The 26,806-nt window shown below is 64.2% G+C and carries 24 protein-coding genes and 1 tRNA gene; 16 read left to right on the forward strand and 9 right to left on the reverse strand.

Annotation, left to right across the window (positions count from 1 at the left end; translation table 11 throughout):
• Nucleotides 1–14: 14 nt before the first annotated feature.
• The 3 genes from ACYQR9_RS10150 to map form a co-directional block, all read right to left on the reverse strand.
• Entirely contained in the window at nucleotides 15–1,454 is a 1,440-nt protein-coding gene (locus ACYQR9_RS10150) for a circularly permuted type 2 ATP-grasp protein (RefSeq protein WP_461229485.1), read from the reverse strand.
• Between the two features lie 138 nt (nucleotides 1,455–1,592).
• Complete coding sequence (gene radC / locus ACYQR9_RS10155) at nucleotides 1,593–2,312, reverse strand: RadC family protein (RefSeq protein ID WP_461229486.1); 720 nt, start codon at nucleotides 2,310–2,312, stop codon at nucleotides 1,593–1,595.
• A gap of 25 nt (nucleotides 2,313–2,337) precedes the next feature.
• The gene (map, locus tag ACYQR9_RS10160) at nucleotides 2,338–3,168 is read right to left on the reverse strand and encodes a type I methionyl aminopeptidase (protein WP_056431081.1); all 831 of its coding nucleotides are present in this window, start codon (nucleotides 3,166–3,168) and stop codon (nucleotides 2,338–2,340) included.
• A 271-nt stretch (nucleotides 3,169–3,439) separates the two neighbouring features.
• Here map and ACYQR9_RS10165 point away from each other — a divergent pair, with 271 nt between their 5' ends.
• The 11 genes from ACYQR9_RS10165 to ACYQR9_RS10215 all read left to right on the forward strand — a co-directional run bounded on the left by ACYQR9_RS10165 (nucleotide 3,440) and on the right by ACYQR9_RS10215 (nucleotide 15,451).
• Nucleotides 3,440–3,694, forward strand: coding sequence for a zinc-finger domain-containing protein (locus ACYQR9_RS10165; protein ID WP_056431078.1), 255 nt, complete (start codon nucleotides 3,440–3,442; stop codon nucleotides 3,692–3,694).
• Between the two features lie 60 nt (nucleotides 3,695–3,754).
• Nucleotides 3,755–4,945 carry an FAD-dependent oxidoreductase gene (locus tag ACYQR9_RS10170; protein WP_056431584.1) on the forward strand — a complete coding sequence of 397 codons (1,191 nt, stop codon included), beginning with the start codon at nucleotides 3,755–3,757 and terminating at the stop codon, nucleotides 4,943–4,945.
• Between the two features lie 37 nt (nucleotides 4,946–4,982).
• A tRNA-Leu gene (locus tag ACYQR9_RS10175) sits at nucleotides 4,983–5,069 on the forward strand.
• 149 nt (nucleotides 5,070–5,218) lie between these two features.
• Nucleotides 5,219–7,042 carry a phosphogluconate dehydratase gene (gene edd, locus ACYQR9_RS10180; RefSeq protein WP_461229487.1) on the forward strand — a complete coding sequence of 608 codons (1,824 nt, stop codon included), beginning with the start codon at nucleotides 5,219–5,221 and terminating at the stop codon, nucleotides 7,040–7,042.
• A gap of 95 nt (nucleotides 7,043–7,137) precedes the next feature.
• Nucleotides 7,138–7,755 carry a bifunctional 4-hydroxy-2-oxoglutarate aldolase/2-dehydro-3-deoxy-phosphogluconate aldolase gene (gene eda / locus ACYQR9_RS10185; RefSeq protein WP_461229488.1) on the forward strand — a complete coding sequence of 206 codons (618 nt, stop codon included), beginning with the start codon at nucleotides 7,138–7,140 and terminating at the stop codon, nucleotides 7,753–7,755.
• Nucleotides 7,756–8,319: 564 nt separating this feature from the next.
• Entirely contained in the window at nucleotides 8,320–9,825 is a 1,506-nt protein-coding gene (locus ACYQR9_RS10190) for an aspartate ammonia-lyase (protein ID WP_461229489.1), read from the forward strand.
• A gap of 458 nt (nucleotides 9,826–10,283) precedes the next feature.
• Nucleotides 10,284–11,885, forward strand: coding sequence for a porin (locus ACYQR9_RS10195; RefSeq protein ID WP_461229490.1), 1,602 nt, complete (start codon nucleotides 10,284–10,286; stop codon nucleotides 11,883–11,885).
• A gap of 404 nt (nucleotides 11,886–12,289) precedes the next feature.
• Entirely contained in the window at nucleotides 12,290–13,168 is an 879-nt protein-coding gene (locus ACYQR9_RS10200; protein ID WP_461229769.1) for an amino acid ABC transporter substrate-binding protein, read from the forward strand.
• A gap of 28 nt (nucleotides 13,169–13,196) precedes the next feature.
• The gene (locus ACYQR9_RS10205; protein ID WP_056431064.1) at nucleotides 13,197–13,919 is read left to right on the forward strand and encodes an amino acid ABC transporter permease; all 723 of its coding nucleotides are present in this window, start codon (nucleotides 13,197–13,199) and stop codon (nucleotides 13,917–13,919) included.
• 57 nt (nucleotides 13,920–13,976) lie between these two features.
• Complete coding sequence (locus ACYQR9_RS10210; protein WP_056431063.1) at nucleotides 13,977–14,669, forward strand: amino acid ABC transporter permease; 693 nt, start codon at nucleotides 13,977–13,979, stop codon at nucleotides 14,667–14,669.
• Between the two features lie 53 nt (nucleotides 14,670–14,722).
• The gene (locus ACYQR9_RS10215) at nucleotides 14,723–15,451 is read left to right on the forward strand and encodes an amino acid ABC transporter ATP-binding protein (RefSeq protein ID WP_196805484.1); all 729 of its coding nucleotides are present in this window, start codon (nucleotides 14,723–14,725) and stop codon (nucleotides 15,449–15,451) included.
• Nucleotides 15,452–15,516: 65 nt separating this feature from the next.
• Here ACYQR9_RS10215 and ACYQR9_RS10220 read toward each other — a convergent pair whose 3' ends face one another.
• Entirely contained in the window at nucleotides 15,517–16,497 is a 981-nt protein-coding gene (locus tag ACYQR9_RS10220; RefSeq protein WP_461229491.1) for a substrate-binding domain-containing protein, read from the reverse strand.
• A 75-nt stretch (nucleotides 16,498–16,572) separates the two neighbouring features.
• Between ACYQR9_RS10220 and ACYQR9_RS10225 the strand changes: the two genes are divergently transcribed.
• The 4 genes from ACYQR9_RS10225 (at nucleotide 16,573) to ACYQR9_RS10240 (ending at nucleotide 19,493) form a co-directional block, all read left to right on the forward strand.
• Complete coding sequence (locus ACYQR9_RS10225) at nucleotides 16,573–17,268, forward strand: ABC transporter permease (protein ID WP_461229492.1); 696 nt, start codon at nucleotides 16,573–16,575, stop codon at nucleotides 17,266–17,268.
• Complete coding sequence (locus ACYQR9_RS10230) at nucleotides 17,265–17,996, forward strand: ATP-binding cassette domain-containing protein (RefSeq protein WP_461229493.1); 732 nt, start codon at nucleotides 17,265–17,267, stop codon at nucleotides 17,994–17,996. Before ACYQR9_RS10225 ends, ACYQR9_RS10230 begins: the two co-directional genes overlap by 4 nt.
• The gene (locus tag ACYQR9_RS10235) at nucleotides 17,969–18,805 is read left to right on the forward strand and encodes an ABC transporter substrate-binding protein (protein ID WP_461229494.1); all 837 of its coding nucleotides are present in this window, start codon (nucleotides 17,969–17,971) and stop codon (nucleotides 18,803–18,805) included. Before ACYQR9_RS10230 ends, ACYQR9_RS10235 begins: the two co-directional genes overlap by 28 nt.
• A gap of 139 nt (nucleotides 18,806–18,944) precedes the next feature.
• On the forward strand, nucleotides 18,945–19,493 hold the full coding sequence (locus tag ACYQR9_RS10240; protein WP_461229495.1) for a hypothetical protein: 549 nt from the start codon (nucleotides 18,945–18,947) through the stop codon (nucleotides 19,491–19,493).
• Between the two features lie 79 nt (nucleotides 19,494–19,572).
• On the opposite strand, the gene ACYQR9_RS10245 is transcribed toward ACYQR9_RS10240, so the two are convergent.
• From ACYQR9_RS10245 to ACYQR9_RS10265, 5 genes are all read right to left on the reverse strand, one after another.
• Nucleotides 19,573–20,274 carry a TerC family protein gene (locus ACYQR9_RS10245; RefSeq protein ID WP_461229496.1) on the reverse strand — a complete coding sequence of 234 codons (702 nt, stop codon included), beginning with the start codon at nucleotides 20,272–20,274 and terminating at the stop codon, nucleotides 19,573–19,575.
• 163 nt (nucleotides 20,275–20,437) lie between these two features.
• Nucleotides 20,438–21,691 (reverse strand): molybdopterin molybdotransferase MoeA, encoded by a 1,254-nt coding sequence (locus tag ACYQR9_RS10250; RefSeq protein ID WP_461229497.1) that lies wholly within the window; start codon nucleotides 21,689–21,691, stop codon nucleotides 20,438–20,440.
• Nucleotides 21,675–22,214, reverse strand: a complete 540-nt coding sequence (gene mobB / locus ACYQR9_RS10255; protein WP_461229770.1) for a molybdopterin-guanine dinucleotide biosynthesis protein B — start codon at nucleotides 22,212–22,214, stop codon at nucleotides 21,675–21,677. Before mobB ends, ACYQR9_RS10250 begins: the two co-directional genes overlap by 17 nt.
• A gap of 11 nt (nucleotides 22,215–22,225) precedes the next feature.
• A complete protein-coding gene (locus tag ACYQR9_RS10260; RefSeq protein ID WP_461229498.1) occupies nucleotides 22,226–24,220 on the reverse strand; it encodes a molybdopterin biosynthesis protein in 1,995 nt (664 codons plus the stop codon).
• Entirely contained in the window at nucleotides 24,217–25,302 is a 1,086-nt protein-coding gene (locus ACYQR9_RS10265; protein ID WP_461229499.1) for a molybdopterin-binding protein, read from the reverse strand. The genes ACYQR9_RS10260 and ACYQR9_RS10265 overlap by 4 nt, the downstream gene beginning before the upstream one ends.
• Before the next feature lie 218 nt (nucleotides 25,303–25,520).
• Here ACYQR9_RS10265 and ACYQR9_RS10270 point away from each other — a divergent pair, with 218 nt between their 5' ends.
• A complete protein-coding gene (locus ACYQR9_RS10270) occupies nucleotides 25,521–26,783 on the forward strand; it encodes a c-type cytochrome (RefSeq protein ID WP_461229771.1) in 1,263 nt (420 codons plus the stop codon).
• Nucleotides 26,784–26,806: the final 23 nt, after the last annotated feature.

Consider the following 26,806-nt stretch of genomic DNA (forward strand, 5'->3'; position numbering starts at 1 on the left):
GTTCGAACGTGATGTCAGGCGTCGAGTACCCAAGTGTCTTTGGTGCCACCGCCCTGGCTCGAATTGACGACGAGCGACCCTTCCTTGAGGGCAACACGTGTCAGACCGCCGGGAACGATCCTGATTTCGTCGGAGCCGCATAACACGAACGGTCGCAGATCGACGTGGCGCGGTGCGACGCCGGATGCAACGAATGTTGGGCACGTTGAGAGAGCAAGGGTCGGCTGGGCGATGAACCCATCCGGTGAGTGGCGGAGCTTGCGCCCGAAATCTTCGATTTCCCGCTTCGTGGCATGCGGACCGACCAGCATGCCGTAGCCCCCCGACCCGTTGACTTCCTTCACGACGAGATCGGCCAGATTATCCATCACGTAGGAGAAGGCCTCCTTTTCGCGGCACCGGTATGTCGGCACGTTGTGAAGGATCGGCTCCTCGCCGGTGAAGAATTTCACGATCTCCGGCATGTAGCTGTAGACCGCCTTGTCGTCCGCGATACCGGTGCCGACCGCGTTGGCAAGGGTTACCGTCCCGCGCTCATAGGCATTCATGAGGCCGGGCACACCGAGAACCGAATCGGGGCGAAACACCAGGGGGTCGAGGAAATCGTCGTCCAGGCGGCGGTAGATGACATCGACTCGGCGCGGGCCTTCCGTGGTGCGCATGTAGACGACGTCGTCCTTGGTGAAGAGGTCAGATGCCTCCACCAAATCGACGCCAAGCTTGTCGGCCAGGAAGGAGTGTTCGTAGAAAGCCGAATTGTAGCGACCGGGGGTGAGCAATACGACGGAGGGATCTCGGGTCGCCGTCTGCGGGGCCAGGCTGCGTAGGGTCGCGAGCAGGGAATCCGGATAATTCTCCACCGGCGCCACGCGATGGCGCGAAAACAATTCGGGGAAGAGCCGCAGCATCACTTCCCGGTTCTCCAACATGTAGGAGACGCCGGACGGCGTGCGGGCATTGTCCTCGAGCACGAAGAAGTCGTTCTCGCCGGTACGGACGATATCGATACCGGCGATGTGCACATAGAGATCGTGCGGGACTTTGAAGGCCCGCATCTCCATCCGGTAGTGCGGATTGCGATAGACCAGATCAGCTGGAATGATCCCGGCTTTGATGCATTCCTGCGCGCCATAGATGTCGCTGAGGAAGGCATTGATCGCCGTGACACGCTGTTTCAGCCCGCGCTCCAGGAAGGTCCATTCCGGCTTGGTGATAACCCGTGGGATGATGTCGAAAGGGATCAGTCGCTCAGTGGATTCGTTTGCACCGTAAACGGCGAAAGTGATGCCGATCCGCCGAAACAACATTTCGGCTTGACTACGACGCGTATTGAAATGCTCGGGCGGAGTCGTGTCGAGCCAGGATTTCAGACTGTCATAGGCTTCTCGTACCGCGGAATCGCCCATTGCGGCGCCGGGTATCCCATTCATCTCGTCGAACGCAGCGAGCGCCATTCGCGCCTCCCCTTTTATCTCGGCATCGTCGCAAGAGGCGCGCCACCGGGTCGATGTGCACGTCACATCAGGCCGACGTTGTCTCCCGATCGCCGTCCGCCAAACGATCCGCCTAATCCTAACGTCAGAGTAGCACGTTCAGATCAGCTTCAACCCTTTCAGACTCGCGTGTCCATCGCGTCCGAGAATGACATGGTCGTGGACGATAATTCCCAGTGGATCGAGGATTCCAACAATCTCGCGCGTCATCTTGATATCCGCCGCCGACGGTGTCGGATCACCGGATGGGTGATTGTGGGCAAGGATGATGGCGGTGGCCGAGAGTTCGAGGGCGCGGCGGGCGACTTCACGTGGATAGACTGGAGTATGGTCGACGGTGCCCCGACCTTGAACTTCGTCGGCGATGAGGTGGTTGCGTTTGTCCAGGAACAGCACGCGGAACTGCTCGCGCGGCGAAAAGGCCATGGTCGCGCGGCAATACTCGAGGAGTGCAGCCCAGGAGGACAGCAAGGGGCGCGCGGCGATGGCACCCCGAGCGAGGCGATGGCCGGCCGCCTCGATTAGCTTGATATCGGCGATCACGCCCTGGCTGACGCCGTCCACCTCCGCGAGGCGGTTCGGCTCTGCGCTCACGACTTCCGCGAAACTGCCGAACCGTCGAATCAAAGCCTTTGCCAGGGGCTTTACGTCCCGCCGCGGGATCGCTCGAAAGAGAACGAGTTCGAGCAGCTCATAGTCGGGCAGAGCATCGGCGCCGGCTTGGGCGAATCGGGCCCTCAACCGGTCGCGATGTTCGAGATAATGCGGTTCCAGCGATCCTGTGGTCTCGCTCGCCGATGCGACGGGGAGGCGCGTCATCGTGTTGCCTCCGGATCAATCGCTTTCAGGCAGATGGATTGATTGGCTGATGCAGGCCTTTGGGTGAGAAGGTGAACACTTCGACCCCGGTTTCCGTCACGGCTACGGTGTGCTCGAACTGAGCCGAGAGCGATCGATCTCGGGTTACGGCCGTCCAGCCGTCCGAGAGAACCTTCACCGCCGGCCTACCGAGATTGATCATCGGTTCGACCGTGAAGAATTGTCCGGGCTGGAAGGCCACGTCGTAGCTCGGCTCGACATAATGCAGGATAGTCGGGGCATCGTGATAGGTGCGACCCAGACCGTGCCCGCAGAAATCTCGCACCACCGAGCAACGCTCCGCTTCGGCATAGGCCTGGATCGCGCGGCCGATATCCGTAGTCGAGCCTCCCGGTTTGATCGCCGCAATGCCACGCATGAGGCATTCGTGGGTGATCTCGCACAGGCGTGCCGCCTTACGCGGCACCTCGCCGACATAGGCCATGCGGCTGCTATCCCCGTGCCATCCGTCGACGATCAAACAGATGTCGAGATTGACGATATCGCCCTCGCGCAAGGGCTTGTCGTTGGGGATCCCATGACAGACGACGTGGTTGATCGATGTGCAGATCGATTTCGGGTAGCCTCGATAGAGTAGCGAGGCCGGGTAAGCGCCGTTATCCATCGCGAATTCGTAGGCGAGGCGGTCGAGCGCCTCCGTGGTCACACCCGGCGCCGTGGCTTCCATCAGCACGTCGAGGGCTTCTGCCGTCAGGCGACCGGCCTTGCGCATGCCCTCGAACCCTTCGGGACCGTGAATCGGCGGCCGAGGCGCGCGGCGTCCGCCTTCGACAACGGCCTGTTCGTTCTGGGTCATGACAAGTGTGGCTTCGTAAAAGCAGCGATGAGAACCATCTATCTACGGCGGCATGCGCTGGAGGCCAACCCTCGACTGTAGGCGGTTTTGCCGGCAGCGACGGCTTTTCCGGTTTCGTGTTCGGTGAAGGCAATCCGCCGCCGGCTTTTTGCTGCGCCTGGGGAATCGTCCGCGCTAGGCTTCACGCCGCCGAGGGGCTAGAGAATGCCTGCGACGGAGCAATGTTGCCTGGTCGGGGGTCACCTCGGCGGGCCGGAGGCAAGATCGGGCGATGGCTGACAAGGCGGTGCCGCATTTCCACAACGACCTCGGGGTCGCCCTTATCGAAGTGGGCTCGAAGGAGTTCATGTGCATCGGTGCCAAGCCGCCCTTCGATCATCCGCACGTGTTCCTCGATATGGGGAGCGATGACGAGATCATCTGCCAGTACTGCTCGACGCTTTACCGCTACCGCGCGACCCTCAAAGCTGGGACTGCCGATCCGGCCGCCGCCGTCTGGGATGACCACGGGGCGAAGGCGGCCTGATCGCGTAGCGTTTCGTAGCGACGAGACCCGCAGGTGTCCGACGATTCTCATGGCGTTCGAATCCCTTCAGTCAGGACTGGCCTTTCTGTAGCTATCGTCGGCGCGGGCATTGGAGGCCTGACTGCCGCTCTCGCTCTCGATGCCGCCGGGCATGAAGTGACGCTCGTCGAGCGGAGGACGGGGTTCAGCGAGGTCGGGGCCGGCCTGCAGCTCTCTCCGAATGCGAGCCGCGTTCTCATTGGGCTGGGCCTCGGTGCGGCCCTTCGCAGGGCGGCGAGTGAACCGCCAAGGGTCGTGGTGCGTGCCCTCGGGACGGGCCGCGAGATCGGCGGTGTCGAACTCGGTGCCGATTTGCGCAGTCGCCATGGCGCCCCCTATTATGTCATCCACCGGGCGGATCTGCAGACGCTCCTTCTCGATGCCGTACGTAGCCGGCCGGGAATCCGGTTGCTTATGGGGCGGGATGTGCGAGGGCTGGCCGAGTCGGCCTCCTCCGTCGAACTGACACTGGAAAGCGGGCAGGGTTCGAAAACCGACACGCTGGCGGTCGATCTCGTGGTTGGCGCCGACGGTGTGCGATCCACGCTGCGGGGCCATTTCGACGGAAAGCCCTTGCGGTCCTGCGGAGAGGCTGCCTGGCGGGCGACGATACCGATCGATTCCGCCCCGCCGGAACTACAGGGCGACGAGACCGGTCTTTGGCTCGGGCGTCGACGGCACGTCGTGCATTACCCGATCCAGGGTGGACGGAGCATCAACATCGTGGCGGTCGTGCCCGAGCGCATCGGCAGCGAGGGTTGGGGGCAGCTCGGCGAGTCTGCGGTCCTGCGAGCGCAGTTTCCGGACGCGACCCCTGTTCTTGCCGAGCTTCTGACCGCACCTGATTCCTGGCTGGTCTGGTCGCTCGTCGACCGGCCGACTGCGCGACCGATGGCGCGGGGGCGGGTGGCCCTGCTAGGCGATGCGGCCCATCCCGTCCTACCGTTCCTGGCTCAGGGCGCAGCGCTCGCCATTGAGGACGCAGCCGTCCTCGCCGTGACGCTGCGAGCCGATGACGTAGCGGGATCGATGGTGGCCTACGCGAAACGACGCGTGCCTCGCACCAAGCGCGTACAAGCGGCGGCACGCGGCAACGGCCGGACCTATCATGCCGGGGCGCTCCTCGGTTTTGCCCGTAATACCGTGATGCGCCGGCTCGGTCCCACCGGAATGGGCCGCCGCTACGACTGGCTCTACGGCTGGGCGCCTTGATCTCGGAGCCTCGCCTCGTTACCGCTGATCTCGCAATGCGGACGTGGCGAAACCGGTAGACGCACGAGACTTAAAATCTTGCGGCTGAAAGGCTGTGCGGGTTCGAGTCCCGCCGTCCGCACCATCACCCGCTTCGAACCGCGATGGCCTGAAACGTGCTGAGCCGATCCGGTCATTGATCGTACCGCGCGGCGACCGATCTATCGCCTGCGAGACGAGCCCTCTACGTTCCTGACAGCAGGTGGCTTCGCATCAGCGAGGGAAGGATCTGCCATGACCGAGCTTCACCCGGAAGTCGCAGCCGTCACCGAGCGCGTGGTGACGCGCTCCAAGGCGAGCCGGCGCGCCTATCTCGACCTAATCTCCCGCGAACGCGACGGCGGCGTGCACCGGCCGATGCTCAATTGCGGCAACCTCGCCCATGGCTTCGCGGCCTCCGGCGAGGACAAGCCGGCGATCAAGGCCGGCCGGGGCATGAATATCGGCATCGTCACCGCCTATAACGACATGCTCTCTGCGCATCAGCCCTATGGCCGCTACCCTGAGCAGATGAAGTTGTTCGCCCGCGAGGTCGGGGCAACGGCGCAAGTTGCAGGCGGGGTCCCCGCCATGTGCGACGGCGTCACCCAGGGGCAGCGCGGCATGGAATTGTCGCTGTTCTCACGCGACACCATCGCGCTTTCCACGGCGGTCGGCCTCAGTCACGGCATGTTCGACGGGGCAGCCCTACTCGGCATCTGCGACAAGATCGTGCCGGGGCTGCTCATCGGCGCCCTGCGCTTCGGGCATCTGCCGCAGATCCTGATCCCGGCCGGGCCGATGCCCTCGGGCGTCGCCAACAAGGAGAAGCAGCGCATCCGCCAGCTCTATGCCGAAGGCAAGGTCGGCCGCGACGAGCTTCTGGAATCGGAATCCGCCTCTTATCATGGGGCGGGAACCTGCACTTTCTACGGCACCGCCAATTCCAACCAGATGATGATGGACGTGATGGGCCTGCACATGCCCGGCGCCTCTTTCATCAATCCCGGTACGAAGCTGCGCCAGGCGGTGACCCGCGCGGCCGTCCACCGGCTCACGGAGATCGGTGCTTCCGGCAACGATTACCGGCCCCTCGGGCGCTGCGTCGACGAGAAAGCCATCGTCAACGCGATCATCGGCCTGTTGGCCACCGGCGGCTCCACCAACCACGCTATCCACCTGCCGGCCATCGCCAGGGCCGCCGGGATCATTGTCGACTGGGAGGATTTCGACCGGCTCTCAGCCGTCATTCCGCAGGTGGCCAAGGTCTATCCCAACGGTTCGGGCGATGTGAACCACTTCCACGCCGCTGGAGGCATGTCCTACGTCATCGCCAGCCTCATCGATGCGGGCCTGCTTCACGACGACATCCTCACCGTGGCCGGCAGGCGCCTGCGCGACCATGCCCGCGACCCGAAGCTGATCGAGGACGAACTCGTGTTCGAGGACGCGCCGGCGGCTTCGCATGACGAGAGCATCCTGCGCGGCCCCGCCAACGCCTTCCAGCCGGATGGCGGGATGCGGCTGGTGAAGGGCAATCTCGGCCGGGCCACCTTCAAGACCAGCGCCGTCGATCCCTCGCGCTGGACGGTGGAGGCTCCGGCTCGGGTGTTCGACGATCAGGACGACGTCATGGCCGCCTTCAAGGCGGGTGAACTGGAGCGGGACGTCGTGGTGGTAGTGCGGTTCCAGGGACCGAAAGCCAACGGAATGCCCGAACTCCACAAGCTGACGCCGCAACTCGGTGTCCTTCAGGATCGTGGTTTTCGCGTCGCCCTCGTGACCGACGGGCGCATGTCCGGTGCGTCTGGCAAGGTGCCGGCCGCGATCCATCTGAGCCCGGAGGCCCTCGGAGGCGGCCCACTGGGAAAGCTTCGCGACGGCGACATCGTTCGCCTGAGCGCCGAGGATGGTACGCTTCAAGCGCTCGTCGATCCGTCCGAATGGGAGACGCGGGGAGATGCGACAGCGCCTCCGCCGGCTTTCGGTACCGGGCGGGAGCTTTTTGCCTTCATGCGCCATGGGGCGGATGGCGCCGAGCAGGGCGCTTCCGCGATGCTCAGCGCCGCCGGACTCTAGCCAAAGCTGTCCGGTCCGGGGAGGGCGCATTGGCTCTCCGCATGACGCTTCCACGACCGACCGAACACTCCACCCTTCGCCAAGGACGGTTCTCAATGACGACCATCGACGCGCTGATGCGCTCCGTTCCCGTGATTCCCGTCCTCGTGATCGAAGAGGCCGCCCATGCTGAGCCGATCGCCAGGGCCCTCGTCGATGGCGGCCTGACGGCGCTGGAGGTCACCCTGCGGACCCCCGCTGCCCTCGAGGTGATCCGCATCATGGCACAGGTCGAGGGTGCTGTGGTCGGCGCAGGCACTGTACTCAACGAGCGGGATCTCGATGCGGCAATGAAAGCGGGCGCGCAGTTCATCGTCAGCCCCGGTCTCACCGATCCGCTGACGAAAGCCGCGCTAGACCGCGGCATTCCCTTCCTGCCAGGGATCGCCAATGCCGCCGACATCATGCGCGGCCTCGATCACGGGCTCGACCGGTTCAAGTTCTTTCCTGCCGAGGCCGCCGGGGGCGTCAAGGCGCTGAAGGCCCTCACCGGCCCGTTCGGAAAGGTCTGTTTTTGCCCGACGGGTGGAATCACCGAAGCGACGGCACCGGACTGGTTGGCCGTCGGCCAAGTCCTCTGCGTCGGCGGCAGTTGGGTCGTGCCGGCCGGCGAGCCGCAGCCTGAAGCAATCCGTAGGGCAGCAAGGGTCGCGTCAGGCCTACGAAGGAACTGACCCGCCAAGAGAAATACTCTTGAATGCGCAGTCCTGCGGTGTGGCGGCATGGGGTCAGCTAAGGCCGCCGCATACCGGGAGGCGTTATTGGACAGGATCTTCACCGCTGCGCTACGATGATTGAGGCAATCATAGCAGCGCTAAAGCGATCGATAGCTTCACTTAAATATCTCGCCGCAAAGCATGGACTGACCTCCAAGACGTCGTGATGTGGTGAAAGCGTGTCTTCTTGGAGGACGCGGCGACGGAGTCGAAGACGCCGCTCTCCTCCGTGCTTGCGACCAACGAAGCGGCGGTCATCGTCACCTTCCACCGGCACAAGCTTTTGTCGCTCGACGATTGTTTCTACGCGCTCCGGGTAGCCGTCTCGCACCTCATCCGATGATCGCTGCATCGGCGTCTGCAGCGACGCGGAATGAGTCGATAATCTGAGGTCGGCGGCTATTCATGCGGCTTCAGGACTGAGCCGATGTCAGGATTGGACCTCCAAAGCGCTTGACGGTCGTGCCGCCGCGTGTGGCCTTCCGCAGAGCCGCTGCGAGCGCAGGGCGAGGGAGAAGATCGATGGCGACGGACACGCAGACGGTCACCGAGATACCGGCCGAGAACATCGCTGTCGCAACCGTGCGAACCGTCGAGATGGAGGGCGCGCGGACGCGCACGGAGCACGACCTTCTCGGTTATGGCGAAGTACCCGCCGACGCCTACTGGGGGATCCATACCAAGCGCGCGGTCGCGAACTTCCCCATCACGGGTGTTCCGGTGGGGCACTTTCCTGAATTCGTAAGAAGCCTCGCTCTTGTGAAGCAGGCCGCTGCGCGCGCCAACCGGCGACTTGGCTACCTGGCCGCCGACAAGGCCGACGCCATCGACCGCGCCTGTATTCTCGTCGCCACTGAGCCGCGCTTTGCCGAATCCTTCGTGGTGGATGCGATTCAGGGCGGCGCTGGCACCTCGACCAACATGAATGCCAACGAGGTGATCGCTAATGTCGCCCTGGAACTGATGGGGCACCCGCTAGGGCATTATGAGGCGCTCCACCCCAATGACGACGTCAACATGGCGCAATCGACCAACGACGCCTATCCGACGGCGCTGAGACTTGCGGTCATTTTCGCCACCCAGCCGCTCATTAAGGCGCTCGACGACCTCGCCTACGCTTTCAAGGGCAAGGCCGTTGAGTTCGCCGATGTCCTCAAGATGGGCCGCACCCAACTCATGGATGCGGTACCGATGACCCTCGGCCAAGAATTCGATGGGTTCCACGCCACCATGAAAGAGGACGTGGCCCGACTGAACGAGATCGTCGGGCTGTTCCGCGAGGTCAATCTCGGTGCCACAGCCATCGGCACCGGAATCAATGCCGATCCTCGTTACGCGTCCCTGGCGGTGGAAGAGCTGTCACGGATTTCCGGGTACCCCATGGTCCTCGCATCGAACCTGATCGAGGCGACATCCGATCTTGGGGCGTTCGTTCTGTTCTCCGGCGTGCTGAAACGTGTGGCGGTGAAGCTCTCTAAAATCTGCAACGATCTGCGCCTGCTTTCCAGCGGCCCGCGCACTGGGTTCGGCGAGATACGGCTGCCGGCCGTCCAGGCCGGTTCCTCGATCATGCCGGGTAAGGTCAACCCGGTGATTCCTGAGGTGGTCAACCAGGTCGCCTTCCTGGTGATTGGCCACGACCTTACCGTGACCCTCTGCGCAGAGGGAGGCCAGCTTCAGCTCAACGCCTTCGAGCCGACGATCGGGTATTGCGTTCTCAGCTCCCTGCGCATGCTCACCGCCGCGGTCGATACCCTCACGAAACGGTGCATCGAAGGGATCGAGGCGGATCGCGAACGCTGCCGCTCCCTCGTCCATGGTTCGATCGGCCTCGTTACCGCCCTTGTGCCGGCCTTGGGGTACGAGGCTTGCTCTAGAGTCGCCCAACGTGCCTTGGCAGAGAATCGCCCCGTCGCCGAGATCGTGTTGGAGGAGGGATTGCTGACGGAGAATCAGCTCGAGCATCTGTTGGAGCTCGAGGCCATGACACGTCCTTCGCGTGTGAGACGGACCAATCAGGGGGCCTGACGGCTAACGCGTCCCGACTGCCCCGTCGTTCCGGTGCCGGCGCTGGAACGGGGCCCTGGCTCTCTTCATGACGGTTCAGTGACGGTGCAGAGCACAAAAACTAAGCAAAGGGTGCGCTGGCGTGAACAAGTAATGCCATTAGCGCAGCGCGATGCATTGCTTTTCTTCTCCGGGGCCAACCTCTGCACAGCATGCGACCTCAGCGATGACATGGTTTGCCGCCTGACAAACGTTGCAACGCCGCCACAGCGGTTCACAACCGCTGTGGCATTCACGATTCCGAGTTGCCCGGCGGGACCCGCTCGCACAGAGTGAAAACGCACTGGGGAAACCCCGGGGCACAGCCGGAACGGGGCGATGAAACGCTCCCCTGGCTAACAAATAAAGGCAAACGAACATCGGTCGACGCCGTGTTGAAGTTGCCTATCCCTCGGGTCTCGAAGCTTTTGGAGATATCAATGAAGCTCTTGAAGAGCTCACTCCTCGGTACCGCCGCAGGTTTTGCGTCGGTCGTTGGAGCGCATGCCGCCGATCTTCCTGTGAAGAAGGCCGTGCCGATCGAATACGTCCGCGTCTGCTCCGCCTACGGCGCCGGCTTCTTCTACATCCCCGGAACGGATACCTGCATCCGTCTCTCGGGCCGTGCCCGCCTCGACATCGGCTACCAGCCGACGGACAGCCGTTCCGGCTCGGGCAATGGTGACACGACCGGCTATATCGGCCTCGCCCGCATCAACGTCGATGCCCGCACCCAGACGGCCTACGGCACCCTGCGCGCCTTCACCCGTATCCAGTTCGCCTCGCGCACCGGCGGCACCGGCGGCCTCCGCTCCGGCACCCAAGAGCGCATCGGCTCCGCCTTCGCCGCAATCGGTCAGGATCAGGCTGGTCGCGCTCAGCAGTTCGTGAACACCGATAAGGCGTTCATTCAGTTCGCCGGCCTCACCGCTGGTCGCGCCTCCTCGTTCTTCGACTTCTACGCTCACGACTTCGAGTTTGCTGGCGCGACCCTGAACTCCGACGTTCAGTCGACCAACCTGCTCGCCTATTCGGCTAAGTTCGGCGAAGGCTTCTCCGCCACGGTCTCGCTCGAAGACCCGACCTTCCGTCGCAACACCGTCTACTCGCAGACCTTCGGGGCGACTGGCGTGACCGGCGCTCCGTCTCCGGTTCTCGTCGGACTCGGCGCAACGAACACGTTCCAGAACTTCGACGTGTCGCAGCGTAACCGGATGCCCGACTTCGTCGGCGTTCTGCGCTACGATGCTGCCTGGGGTTCGGCTCAGATCTCAGCTGCCGTCAAGGAAATCAACGTCCAGAATCCCGTTGGATCCACCTTCGGTGTAGCTGCGGTTCCCGGTCTTGGTGGGACTGCTGTGACCGGACATCCCTCGAGCGAGTACGGCTGGGCTGTCCAGGGTGGCGTGAAGATCAACACCCCGTTCATCGCTCCGGGCGATACGCTGTACCTGCAGGGAGCCTACGGTGAGGGTTCGACCCTCTACACGGGCTACTCGTCCTACAACGGCAGCTACACCGCGATTGCCAGCACCATCAACGGCGCTGCCTTCGATCCCTTCATGTCCGACGCCACGCTGAACCCTCTCACCGGCAAGATCGAAACCTCCACCAGCTTCACGGTGGTTGGCTCGTTCCTGCACTACTGGTCGCCTGAGTGGCGTTCGGCCGTGTTCGGCAGCTACGGCGAGCTCTCCTTCGCCCGTGGCGCTCGCGCCGCCAATGCCGCTGCTTTCCAGACGAATGGTGCCACCACTCAGTTCACTGGCACTCCCGGCACAGTCTCCTTCGACGTGAGCCCGGTTCTGCGTGACACCTACCAGATCGTCGCCGGCGCAAGCCTGATCTGGTCGCCAGTGAAGGACCTCGATATCGGTGTCGAGGGCTTCTACACCAAGGTCGGCGTTCAGAACGGCCGTGTCGTGGATCGCACCCAGTCGAGCGGCACCGTCAACGCTGCGAACATCGCCTCCGGCGCCGTTCGCACCGTGACCGCCGACGACACCTACCAGGTGCGTATGCGCGTCCAGCGCGACTTCTAAGCCTCTGCGATCTTTGGGGTCGGCGCTTCGTGCGCCGACCCTGGGGGATGCAAGGAAACGGTTCAAAATGGGCCCGGCTGAAAAGCCGGGCCTTTTTCATGACTGCCGCACATCGATAATCGGCCTCTTCCTTCTCGATCCGGTGATTTCAAACGCAGGGCATTGTCTCGCCAAAAGCGATCTAGCCCGCCCGCACGGCACGTTGATTGCTATAGTCTTCCTGAGCGGTTGACATCTCCGGTGGTCCCTTATTCACCGATTGCGATGGGCGCGACCGCTGCTACGTTGAGCCTCGAGAGCCGATCATTCGGTCGGCGGAAACCCCTTCGGGAGTTAGCCTTCACATGCATTTTGGTCATCACAGGTCCGTCGCTCTGAAGGCGACGGTCGTCCTTGCATCGGCAATGAGCTTCACGCTCGGCGCAGCCGGCGCCAATGCCCAGGAACTGACCGGCACCCTCAGAAAGATCAAAGAGACCGGTGAAATTACGATCGGCTATCGTGACGCCTCCGTTCCGTTTTCTTACCTCGACGGTGATCAGAAGCCGGTCGGATACGCCTTCGAGATCTGTAAGAAGATCGCCGAAGCGGTGAAGACCAACCTGAAGCTCACTAAGCTCGAGGTGAGGCTCAATCCCGTCACCTCCGCCACACGCATCCCGCTGATCGCCAACGGCACCGTCGATCTCGAATGCGGTTCGACCACGAACAACGTCGATCGCCAGAAGCAGGTCTCCTTTACGAACACCCACTTCCTCACCGCGACCCGCTACGTCGCGAAGAAGTCGGCCAAACTCGACACGATCGAGGATCTTAAGGGTAAGACCGTCGTCTCCACCTCGGGCACCACCAATATCCGTCAGATCAACGAGGCCAATACCGCGCGCAACCTCGGCCTGACGATTCTGCCGGCCAAGGATCACGCTGAAGCATTCTTGATGGTCGAGACCGGCCGCGCCGCTGCCTTCGTGATGGACGACGTGTTGCTCGCCTCGCTGGCCGCCAGTTCCAAGGAGCCCGGTGCCTACGCCATCTCCAGCGAGGCCCTGTCGAAGCCCGAGCCCTACGGCATCATGCTCCGCAAGGATGACGCGCCGTTCAAGGCCGTGGTCGATGAGGCGACGTCCAAGCTCTACAAGAGCCCCGAGGGCAAAGCCTTGTACGAGACCTGGTTCACCAAGCCGATCCCGCCGCGCGGCATAAATTTGAACCTGCCCATGAGCGAGCCGATGACCAAGGCCTTCGCGTCGCCGAGCGACAGCGCCGACCCGGCCGCTTACTAAGCCGCCGCACGGGAGCAGACGACAGGCGATGAATTACAACTGGAACTGGCGGGTCTTCTTCGACCCGTCGCCGGAAGGCACCGGTACCTATGCCGACATGCTTCTCTCCGGCCTGTCTTGGACGATCGCCACGGCGCTCTGTTCCTGGATCATCGCCTTCTCCCTCGGCTCGCTCATTGGGGTGCTGCGCACCCTTCCGAGCCGGGGGGCTCAGCGGATCGGCACCATGTATGTGGAGCTTTTCCGGAACATTCCCCTGCTGGTTCAGATGTTCCTCTGGTTCTACGTCGTGCCGGAGCTCCTTCCCGGCTCCTGGGGGACTTGGCTGAAACAGCTGCCCAATGCATCGTTTTACACGGCGGTCATCTGTCTCGGCTTCTTCACCGCATCACGAGTCGCTGAGCAGGTCCGAACCGGCATCGAGACATTGCCCCGTGGCCAGCGGATGGCCGGCACCGCCATCGGTCTCACCACTTGGCAGACCTACCGCTACGTGCTGCTGCCCAATGCCTACCGGGTGATCCTACCTCCGCTGACATCGGAGTTTTTGAACAACCTGAAGAATACATCGGTGGCGCTCACCATCGGTCTGCTCGAACTCACCGCGCGGGCGCGCTCGATGCAGGAATTCTCTTCGCAGGTCTTCGAGTCCTTCACTGCGGCTACGGTGATCTATCTCGGTATCAGCCTGATCGTGGTGACCCTGTCGAGCAAGCTCGAGACACGTATCGCTGTCCCGGGATCGCGCTGATGCCCGCACCATCCGCCTTCCCATCCTTCGCGACCGCCAGACGGGACTAGAGGACCGATGTTTACGGATTTCGACTTCGGGGTCGTCCTCTCATCCTTGCCGTACCTGTTCGGTACGGGAATGGTGTTCACGCTGACGCTCACCGCACTCGCCGCCTCGGGCGGCATCATTCTCGGCACCGTCATAGCGATGATGCGCCTGTCCGGGATCGCTGCTCTGGCGATCCCGGCCAAGATCTACGTGAACTTCATGAGGTCGCTGCCGCTCGTACTGGTGATCTTCTGGTTCTACTTCCTCGTTCCCTATATCGGACAGTGGATGACGGGTGCTTCGCGTCCGATCTCGGTCGGCGCTTTCACCTCAGCGCTCGTAACGTTCACCTTGTTCGAGGCGGCGTTCTTTTCGGAGATCATGCGCGCCGGCATCCAGGCAATTCCGAAGGGACAAACATCCGCGGCCCAGGCCATCGGCCTCACCTACGGGCAGACCATGCGGACAGTGATCCTGCCTCAAGCCTTCCGCAACATGCTGCCCTTGCTGCTGACCCAGACCATCGTGCTGTTCCAGGATACGTCCCTCGTCTACGTGATCTCGCTTACCGATTTCCTCGGTGCCGCATCCAAGGTGGCTCAGCGCGATGGGCGTCTCGTGGAAATGTATCTGTTCGCGGCTGCGATCTATCTGGTGATTTGCATCACCGCCTCGACTCTCGTCCGGCGCCTGCAGCGCCGTGTCGCCATCATTCGCTAAGCTTTCGAGGATCCGCCATGTCCGCCATCGATCCCCAGGCTTCGGCAAAGCCGATGATCGCCATCGACAACATCAGCAAATGGTACGGCCCGGTTCAGGTTCTAAACGGGTGCACGACCCAGGTCACCAAGGGCGAAGTCGTCGTGGTCTGCGGTCCTTCAGGCTCCGGCAAATCCACCCTGATCAAGACCGTCAACGCCCTGGAGCCGATTCAGAAAGGGGCCATCACCGTCGATGGTATCGGTGTTCAGGCGAAGGGCACCAACCTTCCCAAGCTTCGTGCGCGCGTCGGCATGGTGTTCCAGCATTTCGAGCTGTTTCCACACCTGTCGATCATCGACAACCTCATGCTCGGCCAGTGCAAAGTCCTCGGACGGTCGAAGGACGATGCACACGATCGCGGCCTCAAGCTCCTCGGTCGTGTTGGTCTCTCGGCGCACTCGCATAAATATCCGGGCCAGCTTTCCGGTGGTCAGCAACAGCGCGTCGCCATCGCCCGCGCCTTATCGATGAACCCCATCGTCATGCTGTTCGATGAGCCGACCTCGGCTCTCGACCCAGAAATGGTCGGAGAGGTGCTGGATGTGATGATCGAGCTCGCCCGCGAGGGTATGACGATGATGGTCGTCACCCACGAAATGGGCTTCGCTCGGAAAGTCGCCAACCGCGTCGTCTTCATGGATCGTGGGGAGATCGTCGAAGACGCTACGAAGGACGACTTCTTCGACAAGCCTCGCTCGGAGCGGGCTCAGACCTTCCTCTCAAAGATCCTGGCTCACTGACCTGCAGACGAAGGGCGAGGGCCGCATCGACTCTCGTCCCTCTAGGATCACTCGAATGATCTCGCTCACGCATAACCCGGTGTGATTGCAGCGCGATGGTTTATTGCTGCTCTGATCGCCTCCAAGCGTGGTAGGCCAACGAACGACCTCACGGCGAGGAAGTAGGTTTCCTCACCGAGGGGCAGATATGCGAGACTGAAGCGTTTCGCGATGGCGCGGGTGCCCATTCCAACGTCCGCTGCACCTGAAGCGATCAAGGCCGCGACGGCCTGATGCGTGAACTCTTCCGTCTGGTAGCCTTGGATGTCCGGCCCGTTGATGCCCGCTTCCACGCATAATCTGTCAAACCATATCCGTGTGCCCGCACCCCGCTGTCTGTTTACAAAGCGGAGACCGGTCGCTGCCAAGTCCGCGATGCCGGAGATGGCGAAGGGATTGCCCGCCTCCATCATGAGGCCTTGTTCCCGCCGTATAATCGGAAGGGCGATTAGGTTCGGATCGGCTAGAACGTCAGCGAAGATCGTGCCCGGCTCTGGGACCGCTGCGCCGAAATGAAACCCCGCACCATCGACCTGACCGTTTTTCAATTGTGCGAGGGCATCCGTGCTCCCAGCAATCGAAACCGTTATGTCGCCCATGGAGTGAAGCGCATCCAGCAACACCGAATCGTGGCTCACTGCCAATGCCAGGGGTGCGGTCGCAGGGCCTGACAGAACGGCGAGGGCGATCTCTAATCGCCTCTCTTCCACCCCGATGATCTCCTGGCTCGCTCGCGACGCACGACCGAGTGCCTCGAGAAAGACAGTGCCGAAAGATGTCAGAACGGTCCCGTGGCCCTTCGTCTTGCTGATGACCGGCTGCCCTAGGATATCCTCCAAGAGGGTGAGACGGCCCCACGCGGAGCGATAGGACACGTGCAGTCGCGTCGCTGCGCCTTGAAGCGAGCCTTCCGAGGCGACCGCATCCAAGAGCGCCAGCGTGGGGCCAAACGCGATGCGCCCCTTCGCCACCGAGATGATGCCATCGACAAACAACTCGACCTTCATAGGCACGTCGTTTCCTATTGAACTATACTCCCCGGCGATAGCATGAGGGGTTCGGTCGCGCACAGCATCAGAGCCATGCTTCAAACCCTCCAGGAGACGCTCTCGCGGCTCGCAGCCCTTGATCCAGCCATAGTCGCCATCGCCGGCCTTTCGCTCCGCGTGAGCTTCTCGGCGGTCGGTCTTGGCACGTTGCTTGGAGTGCCGCTCGGTGCCCTTGTCGCCGTGTCTCAATTCCCGGGGCGAAGGCTCGTTGTGGGTCTGCTCAACGCAGCCATGGGCCTACCGCCGGTAGTTATCGGCCTTGTCCTGTACCTCATCCTGTCTCGTTCCGGCCCATTCGGCGGTCTCGGTTTGCTCTTCACGCCGAGTGCGATGATCGCGGCACAGACCGTCCTGGTTGTCCCACTGATCGCTGCACTCACGCGCCAAATCGTGGCGGATGCGCAAGATCACCTTGGCGAGCAACTCAGCTCTCTTGGCCTCAATGGAGCACAGCGCGCCGCGATCCTGATCTTCGATACGCGCTTCTCGCTGGTGACAGCGCTTCTTGCCGCTTTCGGCCGTGCCATATCGGAAATTGGCGCCGTCCTCGTCGTCGGTGGGAACATCGACGGGCATACCCGTACCATGACCACGGCGATCTCCCTCGAGACGCAGAAGGGAGACCTTCCCCTCGCGCTGGCGCTCGGTGTCGTCCTCATCGCCGTCGTCATCGCCGTCAGTGCCGTTGCCTCGTTGCTCAGGTCTTACGCGATGCGGGCCTATGGATGAGCGCCGCACTTCCTCTTGTGATCGAAGGATTGTGCTACCGAGCCGGAAATATGCCGATCCTCAACGGTGTCGATGTGGCGGTGACAGCGCCCGGCATCACGGCGATCATCGGTGCGAACGGTGCGGGAAAGACCGTGCTTTTGCGCCTCATTGATGGGTTGCTTGCGCCCACGAGCGGTACGATCAGCATCGGCGTATCTGCGCATCCTCGACCAAGTACCGCATTCGTCTTCCAGCGGCCCGGTCTCATCAGGGCGAGCGCCGCCGCGAACGTTTCGCTGGCTCTGGCGCCACTCAAGCTAAGCCGGCGCGAGCGACACGACCGTGTGCGGGCGGCACTGCATCACGTCGGACTTGCGGAGAAGGCTGGAGCACCTGCCACGCGGTTGTCGGGGGGCGAGCAGCAGCGGCTCGCCCTCGCGCGAGCTTGGGCAACAGCGCCCGATCTTCTCCTTCTGGATGAGCCCACCGCCAATCTCGATCCGGCCTCCTCTCACGCCATCGAGCATCTCGTCGTGTCGATGGCCGAAGCCGGTACGAAGGTGGTCCTCGTTTCACACAACCTCGGCCAGGTCATGCGTCTCGCCGAAGATGTCGTCGTCCTTGCCGCTGGACTCGCCGTTGAGCACGGGCCTGTCCGCAGCACTCTCTCATCCCCACACTCGCCGCAGGCGCGAGCTTACCTCGCTGGAGAAATGCCATGGACCGCCTTCGCCGCTCTGCCCTGAGCCTCCGGCTCCTCATTGCCGTCCTTGGTCTGGCGACAGGCCCAGTTCTGGCCACCCCCCAGGAGACGATCACGGTGGCGTCCACCACGTCCACCGAGCAATCCGGCCTGTTCAAGGATTTGCTGCCGAAGTTTACGCTGGCCAGTGGCATTGCCGTGAAGGTCGTCGCCCTCGGCACCGGGCAGGCACTCGATGCCGCCCGACGCGGTGATGCCGACGTCGCGCTCGTCCACGACACCACCGCCGAGGAGAAATTCGTCAGCGAGGGATGGAGTACGAAGCGTTATCCCGTGATGTACAACGATTTCGTCCTCGTCGGCCCGAAGGACGATCCGGCCGGCGCGGCCGGCGCCAGCGTCGTCGAGGCCCTGCGCAAGATCGCCGCCGCCAAGGCACCCTTCGTCTCTCGCGGTGATCGCTCGGGCACCCATACCGCCGAGCTGCGCTACTGGAACGAAACCGGTCTCGATCTCGGCGCGGTACGCGGCGATTGGTACAAGGATGTGGGTCAGGGAATGGGGCCAGCGCTCAATACCGCATCGGCCTCCAATGCCTATCTGCTCACCGACCGGGGCACTTGGCTGTCATTCAAGAATCGTGGTGATCTCAAGATCTTGGTCGAAGGCGATAAGCGTCTTTTCAACCAATATGGCGTGATGCTCGTGAACCCCGAGAAGCATCCACACGTGAAGGCGAAGGCGGGACAAGCCTTCATCGACTGGCTCGTTTCCACCCCGGGGCAGAACGCCATCGCTGCATACCGGATCGGGGGGGAACAACTCTTCTTCCCTAACGCGGGAGCTAGATGAGCCTTGGCTCCTATCAAATTCGCAGTGCGATCGGTCGAACCGCCATTGCCCGCCCTTGACACCCCTCTCGCCCGTCGCACTTTCTCCTACTAAGTGTTTCGTCACGTATGCGACGGCTTGGCCTTGGGAGGGCCGTGACATGATGAGTTTCCGTATCGTAGCATTGTCCACCGCAGCGGGGACGGCGATGGCGTCTCTGCTGCCGGTCGTTGCCCTGGCTGAACCGACGGGCAAGCCCGCTAATATCTGCAAGGAACTCACAGCCTTCCTGCATGCGCCCGCTGGGGCGGCACCATCCGGTCAAGCTACGAGCCAGACTAGCACAGCGGTCACCGCACCCGGCTCCGGATCGCAGAAACCTTCTGGCAGTGAGACACAGAAGGATTCGGGCCTCAGCGGGCCGACCGCCCCGAATGGTCCCGGCGCGGCCGGCCCCCAGGGAGCGACACAGAATGCCGCTGCGCCTTCGGGCGCATCGGCCCCAGCGCCCGCTGCCGCCCCCGCCGCACCACCGCCCAAGGCTGCGAGCGCCGAGTTCATCGAGCAGGGCAATACCGCTGCGGCTGCCAATGACATTGCGGGTTGCCAGCGGGTCGCTCGGCAGATCCGCCGCGACGGGGTCGTCATGCCGCCCCCGCTAATGGCTCTGGCTGCCCTGGATCTCAAAATCCTCGAGACGGCGAACTGAGATCACCCCAAACAGAATTTAGGAGCTTTGCGAGATGAGAGGCCCCTTGACAGGGGCCTCTTCTCGTTCGTGATGCGTCTCACAGATGGCCGTGGCCGGCGACTGTCTGAGCCGGTGCCGCGATGCGCTTCCAGATGAAGGCCGCGGCGACGACGATGACGGCGCAGATCGCAGCCGCGATCTGATGGGCGTGGGGCACCGAGACCACGTGTTCGGCAATGTAGGGATCGGTGACGATCATTTCCCCGGCGATCCACCCGAGAAGCGCCGCGCCCGCCCAGATCACCAAGGGGAAGCGCTTCAGCAACGTCGTGATTAGCGATGCGCCCGCGACAATGAGAGGGATCGAGAGCAGAAGACCGAAGACGAATAGCGACACCTCGCCTTTCGCAACGGCTGCGATGGCGACGACGTTGTCCAGGCTCATCACTGCATCGGCGATGGCGATGGTCCGTACCGCTTTCCATAAGGTTTTGCTGTCGCCGACGGCATGCGCCTCGTCATCCTCGCCGAGCGCGAGCTTCACCGCGATCCAAAGGAGAAGTAGCCCGCCACCGATCCGAAGGAACGGTACCGCCAGAAGATGAGTGATGATGACGGCGAAGAGGATGCGAAGCCCAACTGCCGTACCGGCCCCGAGAAGGATCCCGGTGCGCCGCTGCTCCGGGGGAAGGGATCGGCAGGCCATGGCGATGACGACCGCATTGTCGCCGGAAAGGAGCAGGTCGATCCAGACGATCTGCAGCACCGAGACGAGGAAGTGCGAGTCGAGGAAATCCATCGGCGCTTTCGATCAGGTCGGAGGGGCAGGGAGTCGGAACGAGCGGCCCCCCGCTCGAAAGCGGCGAGCATGCGGTCTCGAAGGGCACCCGGCACATCGTACCGAAGCCCGTGCAATGCAAGCTTCAGTCACGCTTACGGGTATGAGGACAGGCGATTCCGCGTCAGTACAGCATCCTGTGCGGATATACCTCGATCGTATCGCCAGGCTCGATTCGGGTAATCTCGCCCGGGAGGCCAGCCAGTGCATCACTGCCGGTGAGTGATGAGAGGATACCGGCCCCATCGCGGGGGAATTTTACCGCTTCGAGCAGTCCATCGGCGGCGCGCTGCAGGCTTACCCGTACGAATTCCAGGCGGCCAGCCTTCTTGCGATAGGCAAAGGTGGAGCGGACGGGAATGCCCAATGGCGGAACGAAATCTTCTCCACCGAGCCGCGCCAGGAGCGGACGTACTACGAAGAGCAGGGTCACGTAGGCGGCGACGGGATTGCCCGGTAATCCCACGAAGGGTGTCCCCTGCACGAGGCCCATAGCCACCGGCCGGCCCGGCTTGATCCCAAGGCGCCAGAAAACGAGGCTGCCGACGGTCTCCACGGCCGGTTTCACGTGATCCTCCTCACCGGTGGAGACACCGCCGGATGTAAGAAGGAGATCATGGGCGGACGCCGCCTCCGTGAGGCGTTCCGCGAGAAGAGTTCGGTCGTCGCGTAGGATGCCGAGGTCGCTCACCTCGGTGCCGAAGCGTTTCAGCAGGGCGACCAGCATCACCCGGTTGGAATCGTGGATGGCCCCCTGCGGCAGGGCGCCCCCCGGCTCGGCCAGTTCATCGCCGGTAGAGAATACCGCCACCTTCAGGCATTTCCGGACGGTCAGATGCGGGCGGCCTATGGCGGCGGCGAGTCCGATATCCTGCGGGCGGAGTCGACGGCCGGCTGTGATGATTGTGGTGCCTTTTGCGACATCCTCTCCGGCGAGCCGCCGGTTCGATCCGCGCTTCAGACCGGGGGGTAAGACCACCTCGGTGCCCTCGACCGTCACGTCCTCCTGCATGAAGACGGTGTCGGCGCCGTCCGGCATTCTGGCGCCAGTGAAGATGCGGACCGCGCTCGGCCCGCTTCCCATCTCCAGACCGGCTTGGCCGGCGGCGATCCGGCCTTCCACGGGCAGCCGCGTTTCGCCGTTGGGAGCAAGGTCAGTGTGGCGCAACGCGTAGCCGTCGACGGCGGAATTATCGAATGGCGGCAAGTCGATACTGGCGATGACGTCCTCCGCCGCGATGCGTCCGTCCGCCTCGTTAAGCGGTACGGTCTCGATCCCGGCGACCACCGGAAGGCGCTCGGCGATCAGCGCCAGGGCGTCGTCCACGCTCATGAGCTGCCCGCCGAAGGCGAAGCAATCGTCAGTCAGCTGCGCCATGGCCTCCGAGCCTGTTCAGGACGACCTCGATCGGCTCCGCCATGACCGCCACGAGACAGGCGATTCCACCGACATTGTCGAGGCCTATCACCGGAATCCGAGCGTCGGGGAATTCCGCATCCGTCGCAACGGCGACGATGTTCTCGTCCTGCGGATGAAGCGGTGGACGGCCGTTGGCGTTCCGATGAATCTCGATCTTGAGATGCCCCTCGCGCTTGAATCCTTCCACCAGCACGAGGTCGCAGGGGCTGAGGCGGCGCAGCAGGTCGGCCAAGCTCGCCTCGGCGCCGTCGCGCACTTCGTGCATCTGCACCCACCGGGCCGCCGACGAGATCAGCACTTCGGATGCGCCGGCCTGCCGGTGCCGGTGGGAATCCTTGCCCGGTTGGTCCACGTCGAAGGCGTGGTGCGCGTGCTTGATCGTCGAGACCGTGAAGCCGCGGGCGATCAGTTCGGGAATGAGCTTGGCGAGAAGTGTGGTCTTGCCCGCCCCGCTCCAGCCGGCGAGGCCGATGACCCGCATGGTCCGGTCCGTCATGGCTGGGCCTCCGGTAAGGAAAATCCGAGTTCGGCGAGAAGCGCCCCCGTTTCCCGCTCGGCGAGCAGCGCGAGGAAGGCGGCCAAGGCCGGCTCCCGCCCTCGGTCTTCGGAATAGGCAAAATCGTAATGCTCGCTCACCAGCGGCAGGAAGCCGAGGCCATAGGCACTCGCGACGCTCTCGATGGCGACACCCCAATCGGCTCGGCCTTGGGCCACGGCGGCGGCTACGGCGTTGTGTGAACGTGGCTGGTTCCAGTAGCCGGGAGGGCGGGCCCCGTTCAGAAGCCCGTCGATGAGGAGGCGCGTCCCCGAACCGGTGTTGCGGCCCACCATGATGGCGTCCGGGTCGAGGAGGAGCGCCGCGACGACACCGGCCGCGTCGCGTTCCGCGAACCGGCTGTCGCTGGGGCGGAACACCAATCCCTGCATCCGCGTCCAGCCCTCGGCGAGGCGCAACGCTGGGGTCAGGAACGGCGCATTGTAGCGTCCGGTCGTGGGATCGAAGAGATGCATCGAGGCGATCTCGCACTCGCCCCGCTTCAGGGCGGCGAGCCCTCCTGAGGACCCGACCCAGATGGTGCGGGCCCGGATGCCGCTCTCGGCCAGGCGTCCGACGACGGCATCGAGCCCGACGCAATGGCTGCCGACGATGGTGAGGTCGGGGGCGCGGGTGCCCGCGCCGATCCGCGAGAGGCGCACCGGCTCGCCGGCGTCCAGCCCGGCCCGCGCGGCGGGAATCGCGAAGAAGCCGTCGGCCTGCGAGAAGGCCGTCACCGAGCCGGAACCCTTGGACAGCGGCACGGCGACCGGAGCGTCCCGCCCATGGGCGAGGGAGGCCATCACGAATTCCATGCGCCCGAGTTCGGACGGGATGCGCCGGGGCAACACGGCATCGACGCTCTCTTCCTCGCGCGGGGGAAGTCCGGCCAGCGAGCGGATCAGGGGCACGACGAATTCGTGGAAGGTGAATATCGCCGAGGTCGGGAAGCCGGGCAGGACGACGATGGCCTTGCCTTGAGCCTTGGCGAGGCAGAGGGGCTTGCCGGGCTTGAGCGCGACGCCGTGGACGAGGATACCCGGCTCGCCCAGGCGGGAGAGGATGCGGTGGGACACGTCACCCGCCCCCTTCGACGTCCCTCCCGAAAGGACGACGACGTCGCACTCCGAAAGCGCCGCGCGGATGACGCTTTCGAGAGCGGCCTCATCGTCCGCGACGATGCCGAAGGGCACGGGTTCGCCGCCATTCTCGGTGACCGAAGCGGAGACGATGGCGCCGTTCGAATCGTAAATGCCGGCCGCCGGCAGGGTCTGGCCCGGTGCCGACAGCTCGTCGCCGGTGGAGAGCACGGCGACCCTCGGCCGGCGCACCATCTCGACCGCATCGAGGCCGCAGGCGGCCAGCATGCCGATCTCGCGCGCGGTGATGACGGTGCCCTTGCGGAGAACGGTCTCGCCGCGCGCCATGTCCGACCCGGCATAACCGACGAACTGTCCGGGCGCGGCCGCCCGGTCGAGGTCGATCGCCATCGATCCTCCGCTGGACGCGATCTCGGTCGCCTCCACCATCACCACCGCGTCGGCGCCGCGTGGAATCATGCCGCCCGTGGCGATGGCCGTCGCCGTGCCGGGCTCCACCACCAATCTGGGAGCGACACCGCAGGCGAGGATCTCGTGGTTGAGGCCGAGCCGGGCCGGTTCGGCCTCGCTCGCGCCGAGTGTGTCGGAGGAGCGGAGTGCGAACCCATCGACGAGGGCCCGGTCGAAGGGGGGCACGTCGATGGGCGAGGCCACGTCCCGCGCCAGCGCGCGGCCGAGCGTTGCGGCGAGCGGCACACTCTCGGATGGCAGCGCCACATGCGGCACCGCGGCGCGAAACCGCGATGCGGCCTCGTCTCGGCTGACCACATGAAGAAACTGCTCCTGACGGGCCGCGCGCAACAGCCTCGCCAGGAAATCCTCGTTCGACTCCGATGCGTCGAGACGCTTCACAGGGGCATGACCTCGATCCACTCGCCCTCGGGATAGCCTTCCCGCTCCGGCGGCACCAGAACCGCGCCCCAGGCGTGGATCAACCGTCGCAGCGGCAGATCCGCTCCGCCGAGAGGCTCTACCCGCTCGTTCTTCAGGCCGATAAAGACGACGTCGCTCATTCCAATGGTCGAGGACATCTTGCGGGCGAGACGCCCCTTGGCCCTGCCGGGGAGGCTCGCTCCGGAGAGCCTCGCCAGTAGGGGACGCCCGAGGGCAAGGAATGTCGCGAGGGCAGCGTCAGGCCTGCCCGGTAGGAGCAGGACCGGGACAGACCCGATCGAGCCGAAACCGGCGCTGTCTCCCGGACGAAGCGCGATGCCATGCGCATCGAGCCGGCCCCGCAATGCCAGGGCTTCGGCGCTGTGGTCATTGCGGCCGAAACCGGTGCCGCCGACGACGAACACCGCGTCCGCCCCCGGGACGAGCAGCGCATCGGCGATGGACTCTCTTTCGCGGGAGCATCGGCTCGACGTCACCCGAACGCCCGCCTTCTTGGCCAAAGCCGCGATGGTGGATGAGGAATGGCCCCCGATGTCGAGGATGTGAACATGCGGCACGCGGACTGCGACTATGTCGATCCCGCTGGCGCCGAGTGCGAGAGCACCGAGCGGCGTCAGCCGTTCCCCGTATCGCGCCAGAACGTCTCCCCGTGCGATCTCCTGACCGATGCCGGAGACACCTCCGCCCGGTGCCGCATCCGCCACGATGTCCCCGTCGGTGTCGATCGCGTCAGGCGGCAGAATCGTATCGGTGCCAGGCGGCATCGCATCGCCCGCGTCCAGCCAGGGCGGAGGCGAGAGCGGCGTGACCGGCGCATAGGCCGAGGCACCCGTCACAGTGCTGCCGGCCACGGCCCAGCCGTCCCGCAGCGCGCGCGGATGCGTGGGTAAGTCGGCGGGGGCCACGACATCCGCCGCGAGAACGGAGCCGATCGCATCGCCCACCGGCACGACAATGGCGCTTACCGGCTCGGCGACCAGAAGCTGCGCCAAGGCGTCGTCGAGGGGCACCAAGGCCGAAGTCGCGGACCGGATCGACATGCGCCGTGACGGATGCGGCATTGCGAGCGGGTGAGCAACCCCGCCTGCGGCGCATCAGCCGAGTGGTAGCCGGAAGGGAAGACAGGTTGCGTCGCCGCGACTATTTCTCAACGTCCTCGATCCCGTAAGAGAACGACGGCGTGGCGCGGATATCAGGGTTGTCGGTTCGACCTCGGTTCTCTCGACAGACGATCCGCCGCGTCTGGCCGATCTGCGCGATGCTCCTCGTCCTCTCCGCACCGCTTCCGGGCTCAGCGCAGCTTCGCGGTCATGGTGGTCCGGTGCGGGCGCTGGCGATTGCCCCGGACGGACGCATCGCGATTTCCGGCGGGTTCGACCATTCCGGCATTCTGTGGGCGATCGACCAGGGGACGGCCCTCTCGGTCCTTCGTTTCCACGACGGTGCGGTGAATGCCGTCGCTGCCCTCGATGGCGGCCGCTTCGTCACGGCCAGCGAGGACGGGCGCATCGCCCTCTGGCAGGCCGGACGCCCGGAGCCCGTCGAGATCTTTTCGGACCATGCCGGACCCATCGCGGCCCTCGCGGTCTCGCCGGACGGGGCGAGCCTCGCCTCCGCTTCCTGGGATGGAACCGCGCATATCCGGTCCCTCGCCGGCGGGCCGGTGCGGGTGCTGCGGGGACATGCGGGCAACGTCAACGCCGTCGCCTTCCTACCCGATGGCAGATTGGTCACCGGGGGCTATGACGCCACACTTCGAGTCTGGCCCCTCGCCGAGACCGATGAGCCACCGCGCATCGTTCAACTCCCATCGCCGGTGAACAGCGTGGCCGTGGCCGGGGAGGGCGAGATCGCCGCCGCCGGTGCGGATAGCGTGGTCCGCTTCCTGTCCGCCGACGGCACCATCCGCGCGTCGGTCGACCTCTCGACCAACCCTGTCATCGGTCTCGCTTTGTCTCCAGACGGGCGGCGGGTCGCCGCGGCCACGGTGGCCGGCACCGTGGCCATGATCGACCGTGGTGCGGCCAAGGTGGCGTTCAGCCTCGTGGGGCCGGGACTGCCGGTCTGGTCACTCACCTTCCGGCCGGACGGAACCGAATTGCTGACCGGGGGCGGGGACAGGCTGGTCCGTCGATGGAATGCCGGGACGGGCGAGCCCATCGGCTCGCTGTCGATGCCGCGGCCGGTGGATTCGCTGGCGGCCTTCAAGGGCGATCACGGGGCCGAAGTCTTTCGCGCCTGCGTCGCCTGCCATACCCTGACGCCGGAGGACGGCACGCGAGCCGGCCCTACCTTGAGCGGCGTGTTCGGTCGGCGTGTCGCCACCGCCGAGGGATACACGTTCTCGCAGGCCCTGAAGGGCCTCGACATCGTCTGGGATGCGCGGACCATCTCGAAACTGTTCGAGATCGGCCCATCCCGCTACACGCCCGGCACCAAGATGCCCGAGCAGACGATCAACAACCCGGACGACCGCGAGGCCCTGGTGCGTTTCCTCGAAAGGGCGACGAAGACGCCGTGATCAAAACGGGAGTGAGACGCATC

Source organism: Methylobacterium sp. CM6241 (assembly GCF_054817845.1).